This window comes from Paenibacillus sp. VT-400 (genome assembly GCF_001029205.1).
In the GTDB taxonomy this organism is placed as follows: domain Bacteria; phylum Bacillota; class Bacilli; order Paenibacillales; family Paenibacillaceae; genus Paenibacillus; species Paenibacillus amylolyticus.
In genome coordinates this window covers 226,299-246,661 of record NZ_LELF01000065.1, presented here as the reverse complement: position 1 = coordinate 246,661, position 20,363 = coordinate 226,299, and the positions used below count along the sequence as shown (strand labels likewise).

4 protein-coding genes are annotated in these 20,363 nt (G+C 52.6%); all 4 read left to right on the top strand.

The window, feature by feature from the left end; genetic code table 11:
- The first annotated feature begins 153 nt into the window (after nucleotides 1-153).
- The 4 genes from glmS (at nucleotide 154) to EL84_RS31280 (ending at nucleotide 20,214) form a co-directional block, all read left to right on the top strand.
- Nucleotides 154-1,986 carry a glutamine--fructose-6-phosphate transaminase (isomerizing) gene (glmS, locus tag EL84_RS10655; RefSeq protein WP_036668148.1) on the top strand — a complete coding sequence of 611 codons (1,833 nt, stop codon included), beginning with the start codon at nucleotides 154-156 and terminating at the stop codon, nucleotides 1,984-1,986.
- 1,200 nt (nucleotides 1,987-3,186) lie between these two features.
- Nucleotides 3,187-4,470 (top strand): diaminobutyrate--2-oxoglutarate transaminase, encoded by a 1,284-nt coding sequence (gene ectB / locus EL84_RS10650; RefSeq protein WP_047841662.1) that lies wholly within the window; start codon nucleotides 3,187-3,189, stop codon nucleotides 4,468-4,470.
- Between the two features lie 440 nt (nucleotides 4,471-4,910).
- A complete protein-coding gene (locus tag EL84_RS10645; RefSeq protein WP_047841661.1) occupies nucleotides 4,911-5,165 on the top strand; it encodes a hypothetical protein in 255 nt (84 codons plus the stop codon).
- Nucleotides 5,158-20,214 carry a non-ribosomal peptide synthetase gene (locus EL84_RS31280; RefSeq protein ID WP_082218966.1) on the top strand — a complete coding sequence of 5,019 codons (15,057 nt, stop codon included), beginning with the start codon at nucleotides 5,158-5,160 and terminating at the stop codon, nucleotides 20,212-20,214. The genes EL84_RS10645 and EL84_RS31280 overlap by 8 nt, the downstream gene beginning before the upstream one ends.
- Nucleotides 20,215-20,363: the final 149 nt, after the last annotated feature.

Genomic DNA, 20,363 nt, shown 5'->3' with positions numbered 1-20,363 from the left:
AGCGGGGCGACACGAGGTCGCTCTGATCATTGATAATTGAATAAGTACCAAGTATTCATGAAACGCTAGGCAATCACTCATTTTTCCGATGTGCCGCCTCTGCCTGTTTCTCTTCGTGACACAGTATTCATATACAAACGGAGGAAATAAATTATGTGCGGTATTGTTGGATATATTGGTAATAAGAACACTCAGTCGGTATTGGTCGAAGGATTGAAGAAACTCGAGTATCGTGGTTATGATTCTGCAGGTATCGCGGTATTCACACCGGAAGGTCTGCAAATCACGAAAGCTCTTGGTCGTCTTGCGAACCTTGAAGCCAAGCTGGATGGTGCACCACTGGTAGGTAATGCCGGAATCGGACACACACGTTGGGCAACTCATGGTAAACCATCGGATGAGAACTCTCATCCACACACAGATGGAAGCCAGAAATTCTCTGTTGTGCATAACGGTATTATTGAGAACTACCTGGATCTGAAGGATGAATTGATGGCTCAAGGTCACACGTTCACTTCCGAGACAGATACTGAGGTTATCTCTCACCTGATCGCACGTGAATACAATGGTGATATCGTCAAAACAGTACAAAAAGTGATCACGTTGTTGCGTGGCGCATTTGCACTGGGTGTATTGACAGAGCATGAGCCTGAGAAACTCGTAGCTGTGCGTCAAGCAAGCCCATTGATTATTGGTATTGGTGAAGGCGAGAACTTCATTGGTTCCGACATCCCGGCAATTCTGGAACATACACGTAACGTGTACATTCTGAATGATGGTGAAATGGCTGTATTGACACATGATGCTGTCGAATTGATGACGATTGAAGGTAACTTTATTTCTCGGGAAATGATTCGTGTCGATTGGGATGCTGTAACCGCAGAAAAAGGCGGATTCGAGCACTTCATGCTGAAAGAAATTCATGAGCAACCAAAAGCATATCGTGATACTATGCTGGGTCGCATTGATAATGAAGGCAAAAAAGTTCAACTTCCTGAGTTGAAAATGACTGAAGAACAAATCAAAAATATCCGTAACGTTCAAATCATTGCATGTGGTACAGCGTACCATGCAGGTCTGGTTGGACGTACAGTGATTGAGCAATTGGTACGTATTCCGGTTGAAACAGATGTGGCTTCCGAGTACCGTTACCGTTCCCCAATCGTGCACAAAGATACACTTGTAATCGTAGTGAGCCAATCCGGTGAAACTGCCGATACACTTGCTGCATTGCGTGAAGCACAATCCAATGGGGCACATGTACTGGCAATCACAAACGTAGTGGGCAGCTCCATTGCACGTGATGCAGATGATGTTATCGCAACATTGGCAGGTCCTGAAATTGCAGTAGCTTCTACCAAAGCGTATACTTCGCAATTGATTGCGTTTAACTTGCTTGGTCTGTACCTTGCACAAGTTCGTGGTACTCAATCTGCAGAAGAGATTGAACACACGCTGGCAGCAATGCAAGCATTGCCTGAGCAAGTGGAATCCATGTTGGAGCAAGCGGAAGCAATCAAAGGATATGCAGAGCAAATCTCCAAACATGAACATCTCTTCTTCATTGGCCGTGGTCTTGACTATGCAGTAGCTCAAGAAGGATCTTTGAAGCTGAAAGAGATCTCTTATATTCACTCCGAGGCGTATGCTGCGGGTGAGTTGAAACATGGTACGCTTGCATTGATCGAAGATGGTATCCCTGTTATTGCCCTGGCAACGCAGGAGAACGTACTTGAGAAAACAGTGAGCAACATTAAGGAAGTAAAAGCACGTGGCGCAGATGTATTGGCAATTACGTATGAAGAGCACGTAGCACCATTGCTGAAATCCGTAGACCAAGCGTTTGCGATTCCTAAGACGCTGCCACTGCTTAGCCCTGCTTTGTCTGTAGTTGCGCTGCAATTGCTGGCATACTATGCTTCCCTGGCACTGGGTCATGATGTAGATAAACCACGTAACCTGGCGAAAAGTGTAACGGTTGAGTAAGGTAAGGAATTCAGTAAACTAATAAAGTATGGACAAAATAATGGTCCTGATGACTCTAAGTCATCAGGACTTTTTTGATGTTTCAGGAGGGTGGTTCTGAATATTAGAACCACCTTATTTGTGTTTGTGTATTGTAAATTGCGGTCATTCATTGGACGAAAATCCATCAGATTATAAAGTATCTTAGGAAGAGTATCCTTTTGTAATTCTCACATTTGAGAAATATTCTTCGTGCACGAATGTAATCAACTTCTTAAAGAGAATCATTAACCTTCGCAACTCGTAAGTGCAAATATATCCCCAAGAAGGATGCGGATCGGGCATAAAAGATCATTTGAATGGTAAAGGAAGATGACTGAACGTGACGGGTACATCTTTCAACAACTCACAAAATGGTATGCCAAGAAGCAACAATGCGCTTGATGAAGGAGCTTATTACGCGAAATAAAATTATTGACCGTTCAATTCGGACTCAGAACGCGATTGTAATCTGCATGTAAATAAATGAAGGACATCGGAAAGCGTATGAAGGAAAATCTCACGTACGATTTGATGAAGAGGAGCAAAATATATTCACCCTTTACTCTAACAGAGGTGCAGAGAAGAAGGCGTGATACAAAACTATGTCGGCTACCATCCGTGTGGACGCTGTGGCCAGTTTCCAGCCAGGCTTTCAGAAATTGGTCAGGTAATCATGTTAAGTTATTACAAAGTGCAAGGAATCGGAACACCGGCAAAGAATATTTAAAGGAAATATGTACCAAATTTACCTGTTAAATGACTGAATGTCAACACTCGTCGAATTCCTCGATTGATGTCAAATCATTCCCAACGTTTCTTCTACATTCACTCTTTTTAACGAAAAATGTTAACACATAATGTTTTATGAACCAAATTTAACAATATAATGACTATATTTAACAAAAATTTCACTATACATTTTTGTAAATTTTGATATAATTCAACCTAGGTCTTATTCCCTATTATTCTAATAAATGGAATTGTAGGGTTTTTTATACCCATCCAAGCTGTGTGCGAGAGACCAGTATACTGGCTAACCAACAAGCCGGCATGTGGGGACCAACAATTGTGGAAAATGACAGCCTAGAATATGTTACTCCATGACGTCAGAAGGTTTAGAAAGGAAGGTTCGGAAAGATAGAGCCAACCTTATCCCAATTCCGATGGAGGATGAAGCGAGTGAGCATTTTTGAAAAGCTGGAATCCAACGTAAGATCTTACTGCAGAAGCTTTCCGGTGGTATTCGACCGGGCCAAGGGAGACCTTTTATATTCTGAGGACGGAAGAGCATATATTGATTTCTTTGCAGGTGCCGGGGCACTCAATTACGGCCATAACAACGATTATATTAAAGACCGGGTTCTCGATTACTTGACCTCCGACCGGATTATGCACGGTCTGGATATGTATACAATGGCCAAGCGTGAATTCATCCAGAGCTTCTCCGAGCGGATCCTGGAGCCGAAGAAGCTGAATTACAAGCTTCAATTCTGCGGTCCAACAGGGACGAATGCGGTGGAAGCGGCCCTGAAACTCGCACGCAAGGCGAAGAAGAGAAGTGGAATATTCGCATTCATGGGTGGCTTCCACGGCATGTCGCTCGGCAGTCTGTCGGCGACAAGCTCCAAGTCCATGAGAGAAGGGGCGGGGCTTCCTCTGGACGGAGTTACGTTCATGCCGCACCCGAGCGGGGCTTTCGCAGAAATGGATACGCTCGGTTATATCGAGAATATCCTGACTGATTCGCACTCCGGAATCGACAAGCCGGCCGCGATCCTGCTTGAAACGGTACAAGCCGAAGGCGGAATTCACGTTGTCGACGCGCAGTGGCTACGTGAGCTGCAGCAGCTTTGCCGCAGGCACGATATTCTGCTCATTACAGACGAGATTCAAGTAGGATGCGGCCGGACAGGCGAATTCTTCTCCTTCGAACGTGCGGGGATCGAGCCGGATCTCATTACCCTGTCGAAGTCGATCAGCGGGTACGGCCTGCCAATGTCCCTCCTGCTGCTGAAGCCCGAACTGGATATCTGGACGCCGGGCGAGCACAACGGCACCTTCCGCGGCAACCAGCTGGCTTTTGTAGCCGCGAAGGCTGCTCTCGAGTTCCGGGACAGAACCGAACTGGAAGCTCAGGTGAAGCAGAAGGAAGAATATGTGCGCTCGTTCCTTGATCAAGAAATCAAGCCTCTGCATCCGTCCATCGCCATCCGCGGACTCGGCCTGATCTGGGGCATTGACGTCTCGGGGTTCATGGATGAAGCCGGGGCGAAGCGGGTGACGGATATCAGCTTCGAGAACGGGCTCATCATTGAAAGAGCCGGCAGAGGAGACTGTGTGTTGAAGATCATGCCTCCGCTGACCGTCTCGATGGAGCATCTGGCCGCCGGCTGCGACATTATCAAGTCCAGTATGCAGCGGGTGATCTCTCAGGAGACCAAGGATTTGTTAGTAACGACCTAAGCTTGGCCAAGCCGATGGCCGCCCCCGGCAAGAGGCATGAAAGTGCCTTCCGGAGGGCGTGCGGACTTGATGTTAAGGTAGCGCTTTCAACTAAGTGGAAGACTTTCTCCTTATGCTCCTGCGGTAACGTCAATCAGCATGGAATTCTCCGCAACCCAAGCGCAGTCCCGTTCATGCCATACGGAGCATTCCTTGAGTCTCATGCAGTGCCCTCGTTAAATTTAATCGTTAGGAAAAGCTCACTACCCCGCAGCCGAATCTTTACTTATCCACACCAGGGCTGTGGGGGAATAATCAAATCGTACATAGAGTGTATCAATACCCCTTAAACATAGGCTTCGTCAAAGGCAGCTCGGGTACCAAATCAGGAGGTACGGTCGACTTCCTGCTGGACGGCCGGAACCCTGCGGCAAGCCTTACATCGACAGGAGGAACATTCCTTGTCGTTTATCCCCAAATCCAATTCCGAACCCCAAGTTAAACCAAATCCCGTCTTCGGGTGGCTCGTCCGCAGCAATCTTATTGAAGCAGAGGAGTCCGAAGCAGCCGCATCCTTGCGTAGAACGATGTTTGTTGTCCTTTACGCATGGGAGCCGAGCTGTACAGCTGCTAGGCAGAGGATTGCCGCATGTGATCAACCGGGCAATCGAAGCGTGACGTTGCGCAAGCCATTGATATTGTTGTCAGATGTTTGAAAAAGAGAGGAGCGAGGCTGGAGCGTTGCTTCGGCATATGCTCCGCCGGATTGCTTTTACCGATGAAGAGAGGGGAACGATCCAGATGGCTTTTGAAAAAGAAACGTTGTTTTGGAACGAAAAATTCGGTAGTGACGATTATACCTTGACGCGGTTGCCTTACAGCAAAGCTCCAAACTCCCTGGTGCCCAATGTGAAAACCGTTGGCGGTTCGCTTTCGGAGGAAGCGGCGCAGCGGGTCCTTCAAATGAGCAAGGGTGCTCCGCTGGCTGCTTTTATGATTTTGCTCGCAGGTGTTCAGGCACTCTTGCATAAATATACAGGTGCTTCAGACATTCTGGTCGGCATGCCGGTTGTGCCGAAAAAGGGGGAGACGCGTCGATCCGTTAATCATACGGTCATTTTGAAAAACTCGTTTTCGGTGGGGGCAACTTTTAAGACGCTTCTGAGCGAACTGAGGACTTCCTTGCCGGAAGCCATTCAGCATCAACATATTCCGTTCTTGAAAATGACGGAGAAGCTGGATCTGCAATATGCAGAAGGGATACCCTTCGTCCATACGCTAGTATCCCTTAAGGAGCTGCATCTGGACGAAATTGGGAAAAACGTGGTCACAGACTGTTCGTTTGAATTCAGTTTAGCCGGCGGGACGATACAGCTAGCGCTGTCATATAACGAGCACTTATATGACTCCGAGTTCATGAATCGGGTCGTCGGCCATCTGAATCGCCTGCTGTCCGTCGGGCTTCATGAGCTGGAACTGGACATCGTGCGAGCGGACATGCTGTCGGAGGACGAAAAATTTGAATTAATACAAAGCTTCAACGATACCGAGAAGGACTATCCTCGTGATCGGACGATTCATCAGCTTGTGGAGGAGCAAGCGAAGCGTGTACCCGAGGCGACGGCGGTTGTTTTTGAGGGGCAGCGGCTTTCATACGCAGAGTTGAACGAACGGGCGAACCAGCTGGCGCGTACGCTACGATCGGTCGGTGTGCTGCCCAATCAGTTGGTAGGCTTGATGGTCAGGAGATCGCTGGAGACGGTCATTGGCATTTTGGCGGTTCTGAAAGCTGGCGGTGCCTACGTGCCGATCGACCCGGAGTACCCGGAAGAACGTATTCGCTACATTCTGGAGAACTCGAACGCGCAGCTGCTGCTAACTCAAAGAGAGCTGTTACAGCAAGTCCCGTTCGAAGGGACCGTATTGGCGCTAGATGACAAGCAGGCTTATAGCGACGATGGCTCGAACCTGGAGGCGGCCAGTGGTCCACACGATCTTGCTTATGTCATTTATACGTCAGGTACAACGGGCAAACCCAAAGGGGTCATGCTGGAGCATCGTGGTTTGGTCAGCTTGAAGCTGATGTTCGCAGACAGGCTGGGCATCACAGAGCATGACCGGATCGTTCAATTTGCTAGCTTGTCATTCGACGCATCCTGCTGGGAGATTTTCAAAGCACTCTATTTTGGCGCGGCTTTGTACATCCCGACGGCCGAAACAATTCTCGACACTCGTCTGTTCGAGAGTTATATGAACGAGCATGCGATTACGGCGGCGATTTTGCCTCCGACGTACAGCGCTCATTTGAACCCGGACCGCCTTCCCAGCTTAACAAAGCTTGTAACGGGAGGTTCGGCGGTATCGGCCGAATTCGTGCAGCAGTGGAAAGCGAAGGTTCACTATTTCAATGCTTACGGCCCTACCGAAGCTTCGATTGTTACGACGCTTTGGGATGCGGATGAGCAGCAGCCGGAGCGTAGAGTCATTCCGATTGGGCGCCCGCTGGCTAATCATCAGATTTTCATTTTGGATGCCCACCTGCAACTTGTGCCTCCGGGAGTGGACGGAGAGCTGTGCGTGGCAGGCGTGGGGCTTGCGAGAGGTTACCTGAACCAACCGGAGCTGACGGCAGAGAAATTTGTGGAACATCCGTTTGCGCCGGGAGAACGCCTTTACCGGACAGGAGATCTCGCCCGCTGGCTGCCGGACGGTAATATGGAGTACTTGGGCCGGATCGACCATCAGGTGAAAATCCGTGGATTCCGAATCGAGGTCGGTGAGATTGAAGAGCAGCTTCTGAAGATCGACTCGGTACAGGAGACGATTGTGATTGCGCGGGAAGGCAAAAGTGGGCAAGGACTGTGCGCTTACCTGGTCGCTAGTCTCCCTCTTACGCTCGGCGAGCTGAGAAGCGCGCTGGCGCAAAAATTGCCGAATTACATGATTCCGGCACATTTTGTTCAGCTTCCGCAGATGCCGCTCACCCCGAACGACAAAATCGACCGCAAGGCTTTGCCTGCCCCGGAAGGAAACGCACTGACCGGCGGCGAGTACGTAGCTCCACGCACTGAAGCCGAGCGGACACTTGCCGATGTGTGGCAGGCGGTATTGAACGCCGATCGCGTTGGGGTAACGGATCATTTCTTCGAGCTGGGCGGAGATTCGATCAAGTCCATTCAAGTATCTTCGCGGCTTCATCAAGCCGGGTACAAGCTGGAAATTCGGGATTTGTTCAAATATCCGACAATCTCACAGCTTAGCCTGCATGTGATACCGATCGGACGTACCATTGATCAAGGCGAAATTACGGGTGAAACGGCGCTGACGCCGATTCAGCATTGGTTTTTCGAGAGCTCCTTTGCGGACCCGCATCATTTCAACCAGTCGGTGATGCTGTACCGGAAGGAACGCTTCGACGAAGAGATGGTACGTCAGGTGCTGCAAAAGCTGGCCGAGCATCATGACGCCTTACGGATGGTGTTCCGCAAAACGGAACAAGGGTTTAGCGCACGGAACCGCGCGATTCAGGAAGACGAGATGTTCACGCTGGATGTGTTCGACTTCAAAGATGCGGAGAATCCCACGCAGACTGTGGGAGCGAAGGCAACGGACATTCAAGCGGGCATCGATCTGGAGAACGGGCCCCTCATGAAGGCGGGACTGTTCCAGTGCGCGGACGGTGATCATTTGCTTCTCGGGGTTCATCATGCTGTGGTAGATGGCGTGTCTTGGCGCATTTTAATGGAGGATTTCGCTCTAGGTTACGAGCAGACTGGCAAAAGCGAAGAAATTCGTTTCCCGGCGAAAACAGATGCGTACCGCACTTGGTCCGAGCAGTTGGCTGCTTACGCGCAAAGCCCGGAGATGGAGAAGGAACGGGCCTATTGGCAGGCCGTGGATCAAATGGAGGTTCCGGCCGTGCCGAAGGATATGGAGGCGGACGTTACGACGCAGCAGGACAACGAATCGCTGTTTGTCCGTTTGGCTCCCGAAGAAACGGAGCTGCTACTGAAGCGGGTTCACCGTGCCTTCAACACCGAAATGAATGATATTTTGGTAACGGCGCTCGGCATAGCCTTACGCAAATGGACGGGGCACGAACGGGTGCGGATCAATCTCGAAGGACACGGACGTGAATCGATCGGAACGGATATCGATATCACGCGTACAGTCGGCTGGTTTACGACCAAGTTTCCGGTCGTCCTAGAGCCGGAAAGTGACCGGGATTTGACCTATCAGATTAAACAGGTCAAGGAAAACTTGCGCCGCATTCCGAACAAGGGGCTTGGGTACGGCATATGCCGCTATCTTTCGAAATCGGAGGAAGGCTTGGTTTGGGGCGCAGAGCCGGAAATTAATTTTAACTACCTCGGCCAGTTCGACGATGATGTCAACCAGGGCGAGATCGGCATATCTTCTTATTCCAGTGGCAGCCCGGCTAGCGACCGGCAGGCCCGCAGCTTTGTGCTGGATATCAACGGTATGGTGCTGGACGGTGCTTTATCGCTCGATCTCAGCTACAGCCGGAAGCAGTATCGCAAGGAAACGATGGAAGCCTTCGCTCAGCGGCTTGAGCAAAGTCTCCGAGAGCTCATTACCCACTGCGCAGGCAAAGAGAACACCGAATTGACGCCAAGCGACGTGCAATTTAAAGGCTTGACCATCACAGAATTGGAGCAAATCGCCCAGCGCTCGAGTCATCTCGGGGAAATCGAAAATATTTACTCGCTGACGCCGATGCAGAAGGGTATGTGGTTCCACAGCGCGCTTGACCGGCAAGCGGCAGCTTACTTTGAGCAGACGCGGTTTACGATGCGGGGAGCGCTCGACGTCCAGCTTTTTGAGAGGAGCTGGATGGAGCTTGCAAAACGTCATCTGGTGCTGCGGGCGAATTTTGCGAATGGACCAGCGGGCGAGCCGCTGCAAATCATATACCGCGATAAGCCAGTCGGCTTTGAATATGAAGAGCTGCTTCATTTGCAGGTACACGAGAAACAAGCTTACTTGGATGAAAAGGCCGAGGAGGACAAGCTTCGTGGCTTCAACATGGAACATGATGCGCTCGTTCGGTTTACGATTCTGCGCACCGAAGAGCAAAGTTATCATGTGCTGTGGAGTTTTCAACATATTTTGATGGACGGCTGGTGCCTGGCTCAGCTGACGCAGGAGTTGTTTGAGATATACTCGGCCCTGACCTCTGGTAAGCAGCCAGCGGGAGGTAAAGGATCGGATTATGGCGATTATATCGAATGGTTGGAGAAACAGGACGATCAGGCAGCATCCGGCTATTGGACGGCGTTCCTGGCAGGCTACGAAGGGCAAACCGTACTTCCGGGGCAAAAGGAACCAGCGCCGAGCGGCAGATTTATGGCTGATCACGTCACCGCCGAACTAGGCAAGGACTTGAGCAAACGGATGGACCGGGTGGCGAAACAGCACCTGGTTACAGTCAATACGCTGCTGCAAGCCGTTTGGGGCGTGATGCTGCAAAAATATAACGGAACAAACGATGCCGTATTCGGCAGTGTCGTTGCCGGAAGACCGGCGGAAATCCCGGGCATTGAGTCTATGATCGGGCTGTTCATCAATACGGTGCCGGTCCGCGTCAATAGCGAAGTGGACACCGTGTTCGCCGACCTGATGGCGAAGCTCCAAGAGCGGGCTCTGGATTCCGGGCGTTATGATTACTATCCGCTGTATGAAATTCAAGCTCGTAGCGTGCAAAAGCAGAATCTGATCAACCATATCATCGCTTTCGAGAACTATCCGGTGGACGAACAGATGGAGCAGGCGGGGGACCAGCAGCACGGCGGCCTGACAATTGCTGACGTTCAGATGGAGGAGCAGACGAACTATAACTTCAACGTGACTGTGATGCCGGGAGCCGAGATCGAAATTCGATTCGACTTTAACGCCGAAGTGTTTGATAAAGACAGCATCGAGCGGCTCAAGGGGCATCTCGTGCATCTGCTGGAGCAGGTAACGGATAACCCGGAAATTACCGTGGGCGAGCTGGAACTTGTGACCGAGGCAGAAAAGGCCGAACTTCTCGGACGTTTTAACGACACCACGACGGAATTTCCGCGCGGGAAGACACTCATTCAATTGTTCGAAGAGCAGGCGGAGTACATCCCGGATGCAGCCGCCATTTCCTTTAATGAGCAAGAGATGACTTACCGCGAGCTGAACGAACGTGTCAACCGTCTTGCCCGTACCTTGCACAGCCACGGGATATCCCAAGGACGTCTGGTCGCCATTATGGCTGAGCGTTCCATCGAAATGGTTATAGGTATACTGGCAGCACACAAAGCCGGAGCCGCTTACGTACCGATTGACCAGGAATATCCAGAGGAGCGTATCCGTTTCTTGATAGAGGATTCAGGAGCGCAGGTCATGCTGACACAAAGCCGCTTGCGCGAGCGACTGGCGGGTTTGGACTCGGTGATCTTACTGGATGACGAGTCTTTCTATCACGAGGACGGAACAAACCTAAATCAAGGGATTGAAGCGACAGATCTGGCCTGCGTGATCTATACGTCAGGCACGACGGGCAAGCCAAAAGGAAACCTTGTTTCGCACCGCAACATCGTGCGCGTTGTGCAAAATACAAATTATATCGACATCACCAATCGCGATCATGTCCTCCAGCTTTCGAGCTATTCGTTCGACGGAGCGATTTTCGATATTTTTGGTGCTCTGACCAACGGGGCGCGGCTGGTGCTGGTTCCCCGCGAGACGTTGCTGGAAATTGGTCTACTGGCGGATCTCATCCAGCGCCAGCGCATATCGGTCATGTTTATTACGACGGCGTTCTTCAACGTGCTTGTAGATGTGAATGTCAATTGTTTTCGGGATGTCCGGGCGATTTTGTTTGGAGGAGAGCGTGTCTCGGTTGGTCATGTACGTAAAGCACTCGCCCATCTTGGAGCGGGTAGGCTCAACCATGTTTACGGACCGACGGAAAGCACGATATTTACCACGTACCTTCCGGTCGACTTCGTTGATGAGTCGGCGCTTACCGTTCCTATCGGACGACCAATCAGCAATACAACGGTGTATATCGTCGACAGCCGGAATAAGCTGCTGCCGATCGGCGTGGTCGGGGAGCTATGTGTCGGCGGAGAAGGTTTGGTACGGGGCTACAATAACCGGCCGGAACTGACGGCGGAGAAATTTGTGCACAATCCTTTTACGTCAGGAGAGCTCATGTACCGGACGGGGGATTTGGCGAAATGGCTACCGGACGGCACGATTGAATATGTGGGACGAACGGACGACCAAGTGAAAATCCGTGGCTTCCGCATAGAGCTGGGCGAGATCGAAACTCAGCTTCAGAAAGTGGAGGGAATTCGGAAAACGACAGTATTTGCGCGGGAAAACGTGTCCGGCGAAAAGCAGCTTTGCGCCTATTATGAAGCGGACTGTGAGCTTCCGGCGGCCGAGCTGAAGAGCGTGCTGTCTCAGGAACTGCCGGCCTATATGATCCCGACGTACCTGATCCAGTTGGAGCGTCTCCCGCTGACGACGAATGGCAAGGTTGACCGCCGCTCCCTCCCGGCACCTGAGGAGAGCTTGCAGCCAGGCGAAGGACATACTCCGCCTCGGACTCCGCTCGAAGCCAACTTGGTTGAAATATGGAAAAGCGTGCTTGGATTGGAGCACATCGGGGTTCATGACAACTTCTTTGACTTGGGCGGCCATTCCCTGCGGGCAACGACACTGGTGAGCAAGGTGCATCAGGAGTTGAACGTCGAGTTGCCTCTGCGCGACGTATTCCGCTACTCAACGATCGAACAGATGGCTCTCGCCCTCTCCCGGATCGAAGAACATTCGTTCTCGTCGATTCCGCTGGTTGGCGCAAGAGCGTATTATCCACTTTCCTCAGCTCAGAAGCGGCTGTTTATCCTGAATCAGCTGGAAGGAGCCGAGCAGAGCTATAACATGCCGGGTGTGCTGCTGCTCGAAGGATCAATTGACCATAGCCTGCTGGAGAAAGCTTTCCGCGGACTGATCCAACGTCATGAAACGTTGCGAACCGGATTTGAGGTCGTGCAAGGCGAAGCGGTACAGCGTATTTACGAGAGCGTTGATTTTTCCGTCGTGTGTCGACATGCGAACGAGGAAGAAGCATCTGCAGTCGTGCAGGCTTTTATCCGACCTTTCGACTTGGCGAAGCCACCGCTGCTGCGTGCCGAGCTCGTAGAGCTGGCCGCCGATCGTTATTTACTGATGTTTGACATGCACCATATCATCTCCGACGGGGTTTCGATGGACGTGTTCGTTGAGGAACTCGTTCGTCTGTATGGCGGTGAGTCATTAGAGCCTTTGCACATTCAGTACAAGGACTATGCAGTATGGCAGCAATCGGACGAGCAAAAAATTCAATTGAAACGCGAGGAAGCTTACTGGCTGGACCGTTACCGGGGCGAGATGCCGGTTCTGGAAATGCCAACGGACTATCCGCGTCCTGCTGTACAGAGCTATGAGGGACATACGCTGACGTCCTTCGTGGACGAGGCAACGAACGAAGGCTTGAAACAGCTGGCCGCTCAAAGAGGAACGACGCTATATATGGTGTTGCTTGCCGCATATACCGTGCTTTTGCATAAATACACAGGTCAGGACGATTTGATCGTCGGAACGTCGATTGCGGGCAGAACGCACGGCGACACGCAGCCTTTGATCGGAATGTTCGTCAACACGCTGGCGATCCGCAATTATCCGGCTTCGGAGAAGACCTTCCTGTCGTATTTGGAAGAAGTGAAAGAAACGACTTTAGGCGCTTACGAGCATCAGAATTATCCGTTCGAAGAACTCGTCGATAAAGTGCAGGTTAGCCGGGATTTGAGCCGCAACCCGCTGTTTGACACGATGTTCTCCCTGCAAAACCTGGAGGAGTCAGAGTTTGAGCTGGAAGGGCTGAAATTGTCCCCGTACCCTAGCGAATATGGTATGGCCAAGTTCGACCTGAGTGTGGATGTTACGGAAGAAAATGGCGGACTGGAGTGCAACTTTGAATTCGCAACGGCTCTTTATAAAGAAAGCACGATCCGGCGGCTATCGATTCATTTTGGACATTTGCTTGCGGCGATTGTAAGCCATCCGAATGCAAAGATCGCTGAGCTGGACTTGCTGACGGAAGAGGAAAAAGAACAAATTCTCGGCGCGTTTAACCCGGCGCAGCCGGAAGCGGCTCCGGCGGCCGCGTTCCACCGACTGTTCGAGGAACAGGCGGAACGTACACCGGAAGCGGAAGCCGTTGTCTACGAGAACGTTCGGCTGACGTATGCGGAGCTGAACGTACGGGCGAACGGCTTAGCGGCCACGCTACGCGCAAGTGGAATCGGCCGGGAGGAGATTGTTGGCATTCTCGCCGAGCGCTCGGTGGACCTGCTGGTGGCCGTGCTGGCCGTCTGGAAAGCAGGCGGGGCATATGTACCGCTTGACCCGGATTATCCGGCGGACCGCGTGCGGTTTATGCTTGAAGACAGCGGAGCGAAGGTGCTGCTGACACAAACGCTGCTGAGAGAGCGTGCTGAAGCCTGGCTCAGCCAAGAGGAACTGGCACTTGCAAAGGTGTTGTACCTCGACGACGAAATGTCATACAGCGAAAACCGGGAGAATGCACCGCTTGGCTCCAGCATGGTTTCCGGTAAAGTCTCGGGCGAGCTGACGGGTGCTGTGAACAGCGATGATCCGAGTCATCTGAAGGTTGCTGGCTTGGACAGCTTCCATGAAGCTCGTCCTGAGGACCTAGCGTACGTGATCTACACGTCGGGGACAACAGGCAAGCCGAAGGGTGTAATGATTGAGCACCGCAGCTTGGTGAACACGGCAGCGGGCTACCGGCGGGAATACCGGTTGGATCAGTTCCCAGTCCGGCTACTGCAACTCGCCAGCTTCTCGTTTGACGTGTTCGTGGGTGATATCGCACGCACGTTGTATAACGGAGGCACCATGGTCATTGTACCGAAGGATGATCGGATTGATCCGTCTCGCCTGCACCACTGGATAGAGCGGGAGCAAGTGACGATCTTTGAATCAACACCAGCACTGATCGTACCGTTTATGGAATACGTGCACGAGCAAGGGCTGGAGTTGAGCGGGATGGAGCTGTTGATCACAAGCTCGGACAGTTGCAGTGTGGCGGATTACCGAACCTTACAGGAACGGTTCGGCTCGTCGTTCCGGATCATCAACGCCTACGGCGTGACGGAAGCGGCGATCGACTCCAGTTTCTATGAGGAGGAGTTGGCGAAGCTGCCGCAGACAGGCCATGTTCCGATTGGCAAAGCGTGGTTGAATGCGAAGTTTTACATCGTGGATGCACATCTGAACCCTGTTCCAGTCGGCGTGCTAGGCGAATTGGTTATCGGCGGAGTTGGGGTAGCACGTGGGTACTTGAACCGTCCAGAGCTGACGGAAGAGAAGTTTGTAGACAGTCCTTTCACCGCTGGTGAGCGGTTGTATCGCACGGGAGACTTGGCGCGGTGGATGGAAGACGGCAACGTGGACTTCATCGGCCGGATCGACAACCAGGCAAAAATCCGGGGCTACCGGATCGAGACGGGGGAGATCGAGTCGCAGCTGTTGCGGGTGGAAGGTGTGCGCGAAGCGGTGGTGCTGGTTCGAAGTGACGCGAACGGGCAGAAGGCGCTATGCGCGTATTACACGCCGGATACCGGAGTTGAGCTGGTAGTGAACGATCTGCGCAGGGCGCTGGCACAGGAGTTGCCTGGGTACATGATCCCGTCGTACTTTGTGGAGCTGGAGCGTCTACCTCTGACACCGAACGGAAAGATAGACCGGAAGGTGCTGCCAGCGGCGGAAGGGGAAGCGGGAAGCGGAACGGAGTATGTCGCACCGCGCAATGAGCTGGAAATGAAGCTGGCGGTGAGTTGGCAGGAGGTGCTGGGGCTTACGAAGGAGATTGGCGTTTACGACAACTTCTTCGACATCGGCGGCCACTCCCTGCGAGCGACAACGTTGGTCAGCAAGATTCATAAAGAGTTGAACGTGGATCTGCCACTGCGCGACGTGTTCCGCCATTCCACGATCGAGAGCATGGCTACCGCCATTTCTCTGCTGGATCAGCAGATATTTGTTTCCATTCCGGTGACGGATGGCCGAGAGGTGTACCCGCAATCTTTTGCTCAGAAACGTCTCTTTATTCTGAATCAGCTGGAAGTTGCGGAGCTTAACTACAACATGCCGGAAGCGATGTTGCTGGAGGGTGCTTTGGACCGGGCAAGGTTCGAAGAAACGTTCCGTAAGCTCGTGGCGCGGCATGAAATGTTGCGCACCGGGTTTGAAATGGTGGATGGAGAAGCATCACAGCGGGTTTACCAGGACGTGAATTTTGCGGTGGAGTTCTATCAAGCGGATGAGCAAGAGGTCGAAGCGGTGGTTCACGGTTTCGTCCGTCCGTTTGACTTGGCTAAGCCACCGCTGTTGAGGGTAGGCCTTGTTGAGCTGGCTCCGGAACGCCATATTCTGATGTACGACATGCATCATATTATTTCTGACGGCGTTTCAATGGAAATCTTTGTTGAAGAATTCGTGCGTTTGTATGGTGGAGAGCAATTGGAGCCGTTGCGCATTCAGTACAAAGACTACACCGTTTGGCAGCATTCGCAGGAGCAGCAGGAACGGCTTCAGCATCAGGGGGCGTATTGGCTGGACATGTTCCAGGGCGAGCTTCCGGTGCTGGAAATGCCGACCGACTATCCACGTCCGGCTGTACAGAGCTACGAAGGTCAAACGCTGGAGTTTTCCTTCGACGCTTCAGAAACCGGCGGCCTGAAACAGCTGGCTTCGGAAACGGGCACGACGCTGTTTATGGTGCTGCTTGCGGCGTATAACGTGCTTTTGCATAAATATTCAGGTCAGGAAGACGTAATCGTTGGTACGCCGATTGCCGGAAGGAATCATGGAGATGTGCAGCCGTTGATCGGGATTTTCCTAAACACGCTGGCGATTCGCAGTTATCCGTCTTCGGAGAAAACATTTCTGTCATATCTGAACGAAGTCAAAGAAACAACTCTGCGTGCCTTTGAGCATCAGAACTATCCATTTGAACAATTGGTGGACAAGGTGCAAGTCACCCGTGATTTAAGCCGCAATCCGCTCTTCGACACGATGTTTACGATGCAGAATACGGAGAACGAGCAATTTGAGCTGGAAGGGCTTCGCCTGATTCCTTATCCGAGCGTACTTGATACTGCGAAGTTTGATATCAGCTTGGATGTGGGCGAGGAGAACGGCGGCTTGGATTACAGCTTTGAATATGCGACAGCTCTTTACAAAAGGGAGACGATTGAACGGCTGGCAAAACATTACGAGCAGTTGCTCCTGACAATTGTAAACCGTCCAGATGCGAAGATTGCCGAGCTGAACTTGCTGACAGCAGAGGAAAAAGAAAAAGTTCTCAATGCGTTTAATCCAGCGCAGCTAGAAGCGGCTCCTGCGGCTACGTTCCACCGTCTGTTTGAGAAACAGGCAGAGTGTACGCCGGAAGCGGAGGCCGTTGTGTATGAAAATAACCGCCTAACGTATGTGGAGCTGAACGAGCGAGCGAACCGCTTAGCGGTCACGCTGCGTGCAAATGGCATCGGCCGGGAGTCAATCGTTGGCATTCTCGCCGAGCGTTCGGTGGACTTGCTGGTGGCCGTGCTGGCCGTCTGGAAAGCCGGCGGGGCTTATGTACCCCTCGACCCGGATTATCCGGCGGACCGCGTGCGGTTTATGCTCGAAGACAGCGGAGCGAAGGTACTGCTGACACAAACGCCGCTGCGAGAACGTGCCGAGGCCTGGCTCCGCGAAGAGGAGCTGGCGCTGATGTCGGTGCTGTACCTCGACGACGAAGTGTCGTACAGCGAAGATCGGGCAAATGCTCCGATGTGCTTTGATCAAGGCTCCAACATGGCTTCCAGTCGGGTCTCTGGCAAACTAACGGGGGCTGTGAACGGTGCGGATCGGAACCATCTGGATGTTGTGGATGATGTTGATGTTGTTGGCATGGACAGCTTCCATGAAGCCCGCCCAGAGGATCTGGCGTACGTGATCTACACATCGGGAACGACGGGCAAGCCGAAAGGTGTGATGATCGAGCACCGCAGCCTGGTGAACACGGCAGCGGGTTACCGGCGGGAATACCGGTTGGATCAGTTTCCGGTAAGGCTGTTGCAGCTCGCGAGCTTCTCGTTTGACGTGTTTGTGGGCGATATCGCGCGGACGTTGTACAACGGAGGCACGATGGTGATTGTGCCGAAGGACGACCGGATCGATCCTTCTCGTCTGCACTACTGGATAGTGCGGGAGCGAGTGACGATCTTCGAATCAACACCGGCGCTGATCGTGCCGTTTATGGAATACGTACATGAACAGGGGTTGGAGTTCAGCGGGATGGAGCTGTTGATTACAAGCTCCGACAGCTGCAGTGTGGCGGATTACCGAACCTTACAGGAACGCTTCGGCTCGTCGTTCCGCATCATCAACGCCTACGGTGTGACGGAAGCGGCGATCGACTCCAGTTTCTATGACGAACCGCTGACGAAGCTGCCGCATACAGGCCATGTGCCGATCGGAAAAGCGTGGCTGAATGCGAAATTTCACATCGTGGACGCACATCTGAATCCCGTACCAATCGGCGTGCTGGGCGAACTGGTCATCGGCGGCGTCGGCGTGGCGCGTGGGTACTTGAACCGACCGGAGCTGACGGAAGAGAAGTTCGTAGACAGTCCGTTCGCTGCGGGCGAGCGGTTGTACCGCACGGGAGATTTGGCGCGGTGGATGGAGGATGGCAACGTGGACTTCATCGGCCGGATCGACAATCAGGCAAAAATCCGGGGCTACCGGATCGAGACGGGGGAGATCGAGTCGCAGCTGTTGCGGGTGGAAGGTGTGCGCGAAGCGGTGGTGCTGGTTCGAAGTGACTCGAACGGGCAGAAAGCGCTATGTGCGTATTACACGCCGGATACTGGAGTTGAGCTGGTAGTGAACGATCTGCGCAGTGCGCTGGCGCAGGAGTTGCCAGGTTACATGATCCCGTCGTACTTCGTGGAGCTGGATCGCTTGCCTCTGACACCGAACGGGAAAATAGACCGGAAGGCGCTGCCCTCGCCGGAAGGGGAAGCGGGAAGTGGAACGGAGTATGTTGCACCGCGCAATGAGCTGGAAACGGAGCTAGCGGTGATTTGGCAGGAGGTGCTGGGGCTTGCGAAGCAGATTGGCGTTCACGACAACTTCTTCGATATCGGCGGTCACTCCCTGCGGGCGACGACGCTGGCAGGCAAGGTATTTAAGGAATTAAACGTCAACCTGCCGCTGCGCGACGTATTCCGTCACTCAACGATTGCGGCGATGGCCGAGGCGATCACCGGGATGGAACGGCGGGAGCATGAGGCCATTCCTCAAGCGGAAGAGAGAGAGTACTACCCTCTGTCCTCAGCGCAGAAACGGCTGTTCATTCAGCACACGCTGGATGGAGCAGATCAGCTTTACAACATGCCGGAACTGGTGCAGGTGGAAGGTGAGTTTGATTTAGACCGGTTGGAAGCCGCCTTGCGAAAATTGATAACACGGCATGAATCGCTGCGCACCGGTTTTGAGATGATGAAGGGCGAAGTGGTTCAGCGGATATACCCACAGGTCGATTTTGCTATCGAGCATCATCAAGCTGATACAGAGGATTCAGATCAAATCGAGCAGATCGTCCGCAACTTCGTTCGTCCGTTTGATCTCGGCCAACCGCCGCTGCTGCGCGCCGGGGTCATCGAGCTGGAGCCGCACCTGCGTATTCTCCTTTTCGATATGCACCATATCGTGTCCGACGGTGTATCGATGGCGATTGTGATGGAGGAGTTCTCGAGTTTCTACGCCGGAGAACAGCTGCCACCCCTGCGCATTCATTACAAGGATTATGCCGTTTGGCAGCAGTCGAAGGCCCACCGAGAGCGAATCGGGCGGCAGGAAGCGTACTGGCTGCAAACCTTCGAAGGCGAGCTGCCCACGGCGGACCTGCCGATGGACTACGAACGGTCTGCCGTTCGTAGCTACGAAGGCGCGCATGTGGAGTTCGATGTCGAAGCTTCTCTCTCTGCGCGGCTGCGTGAATTGGCGGCCGAGTGTGAAAGCACACTGTTCATGGTGCTGCTTGCGGCCTATACTGTGTTGCTGTCCAAGTACAGCGGTCAGGAGGACTTGATCGTGGGCACCCCGGTGGCTGGAAGAACTAACGCCGATTTGGAGCGGGTCATCGGCATGTTTGTTAATACGCTGGCGCTCCGCAATCGTCCGTCTGGCGACAAAACGTTCTTGTCCTACCTGGAAGAAGTGAAGGAAACGGCTTTGGGTGCTTTTGAGAACCAGGATTATCCATTCGAGGATCTCGTGGAGCGTTTGAATGTGAAACGGGAGCCGGGCCGCTTCCCATTGTTCGATGCCGTTTTCGACTTGCAAAATATCGAAGAACGAGACGCCGAACTGGAAGGGGTCAGCCTGAAGAATTACGAGCTTGACCATTTGGAGGAAGCGAAGTTTGATCTGACGCTGTTTATGTATGAAAACGAAGGGGCGTTGAGCGGGGGCTTCTTCTACGCCACCAAGCTGTTTAAAGAAACGATGATCCGCACCTTGACTGAGGATTACCTGCGGGTACTGTCTCAAATTGCGGAAAATCCACAACTCGAGCTAAGCCGAATTGAATGTCATAAACCGGCGGCAGGCGCAAAGAGTGCCGTCGATACGATCGAATTCGCGTTCTAATAATACAAGCGCGCTCCACCGTCAACCGAAAGTGGTGCGCATCCAAGAAAAACGGCGAACAACTTGCAAGTCCGTAAATCAAGCCCTTAAACGCGCAGGTCGAAAGCAAGCCTTTTCAGACCTGCGTCGGGGTATGCGGTCACTTCATT

Excerpts from the sequence above, each read along its gene's own strand:
- EL84_RS31280 (WP_082218966.1), top strand. The coding sequence starts at position 5,158 with ATGTTTGAAAAAGAGAGGAGCGAGGCTGGAGCGTTGCTTCGGCATATG.
- glmS (WP_036668148.1), top strand. The coding sequence starts at position 154 with ATGTGCGGTATTGTTGGATATATTGGTAATAAGAACACTCAGTCGGTA.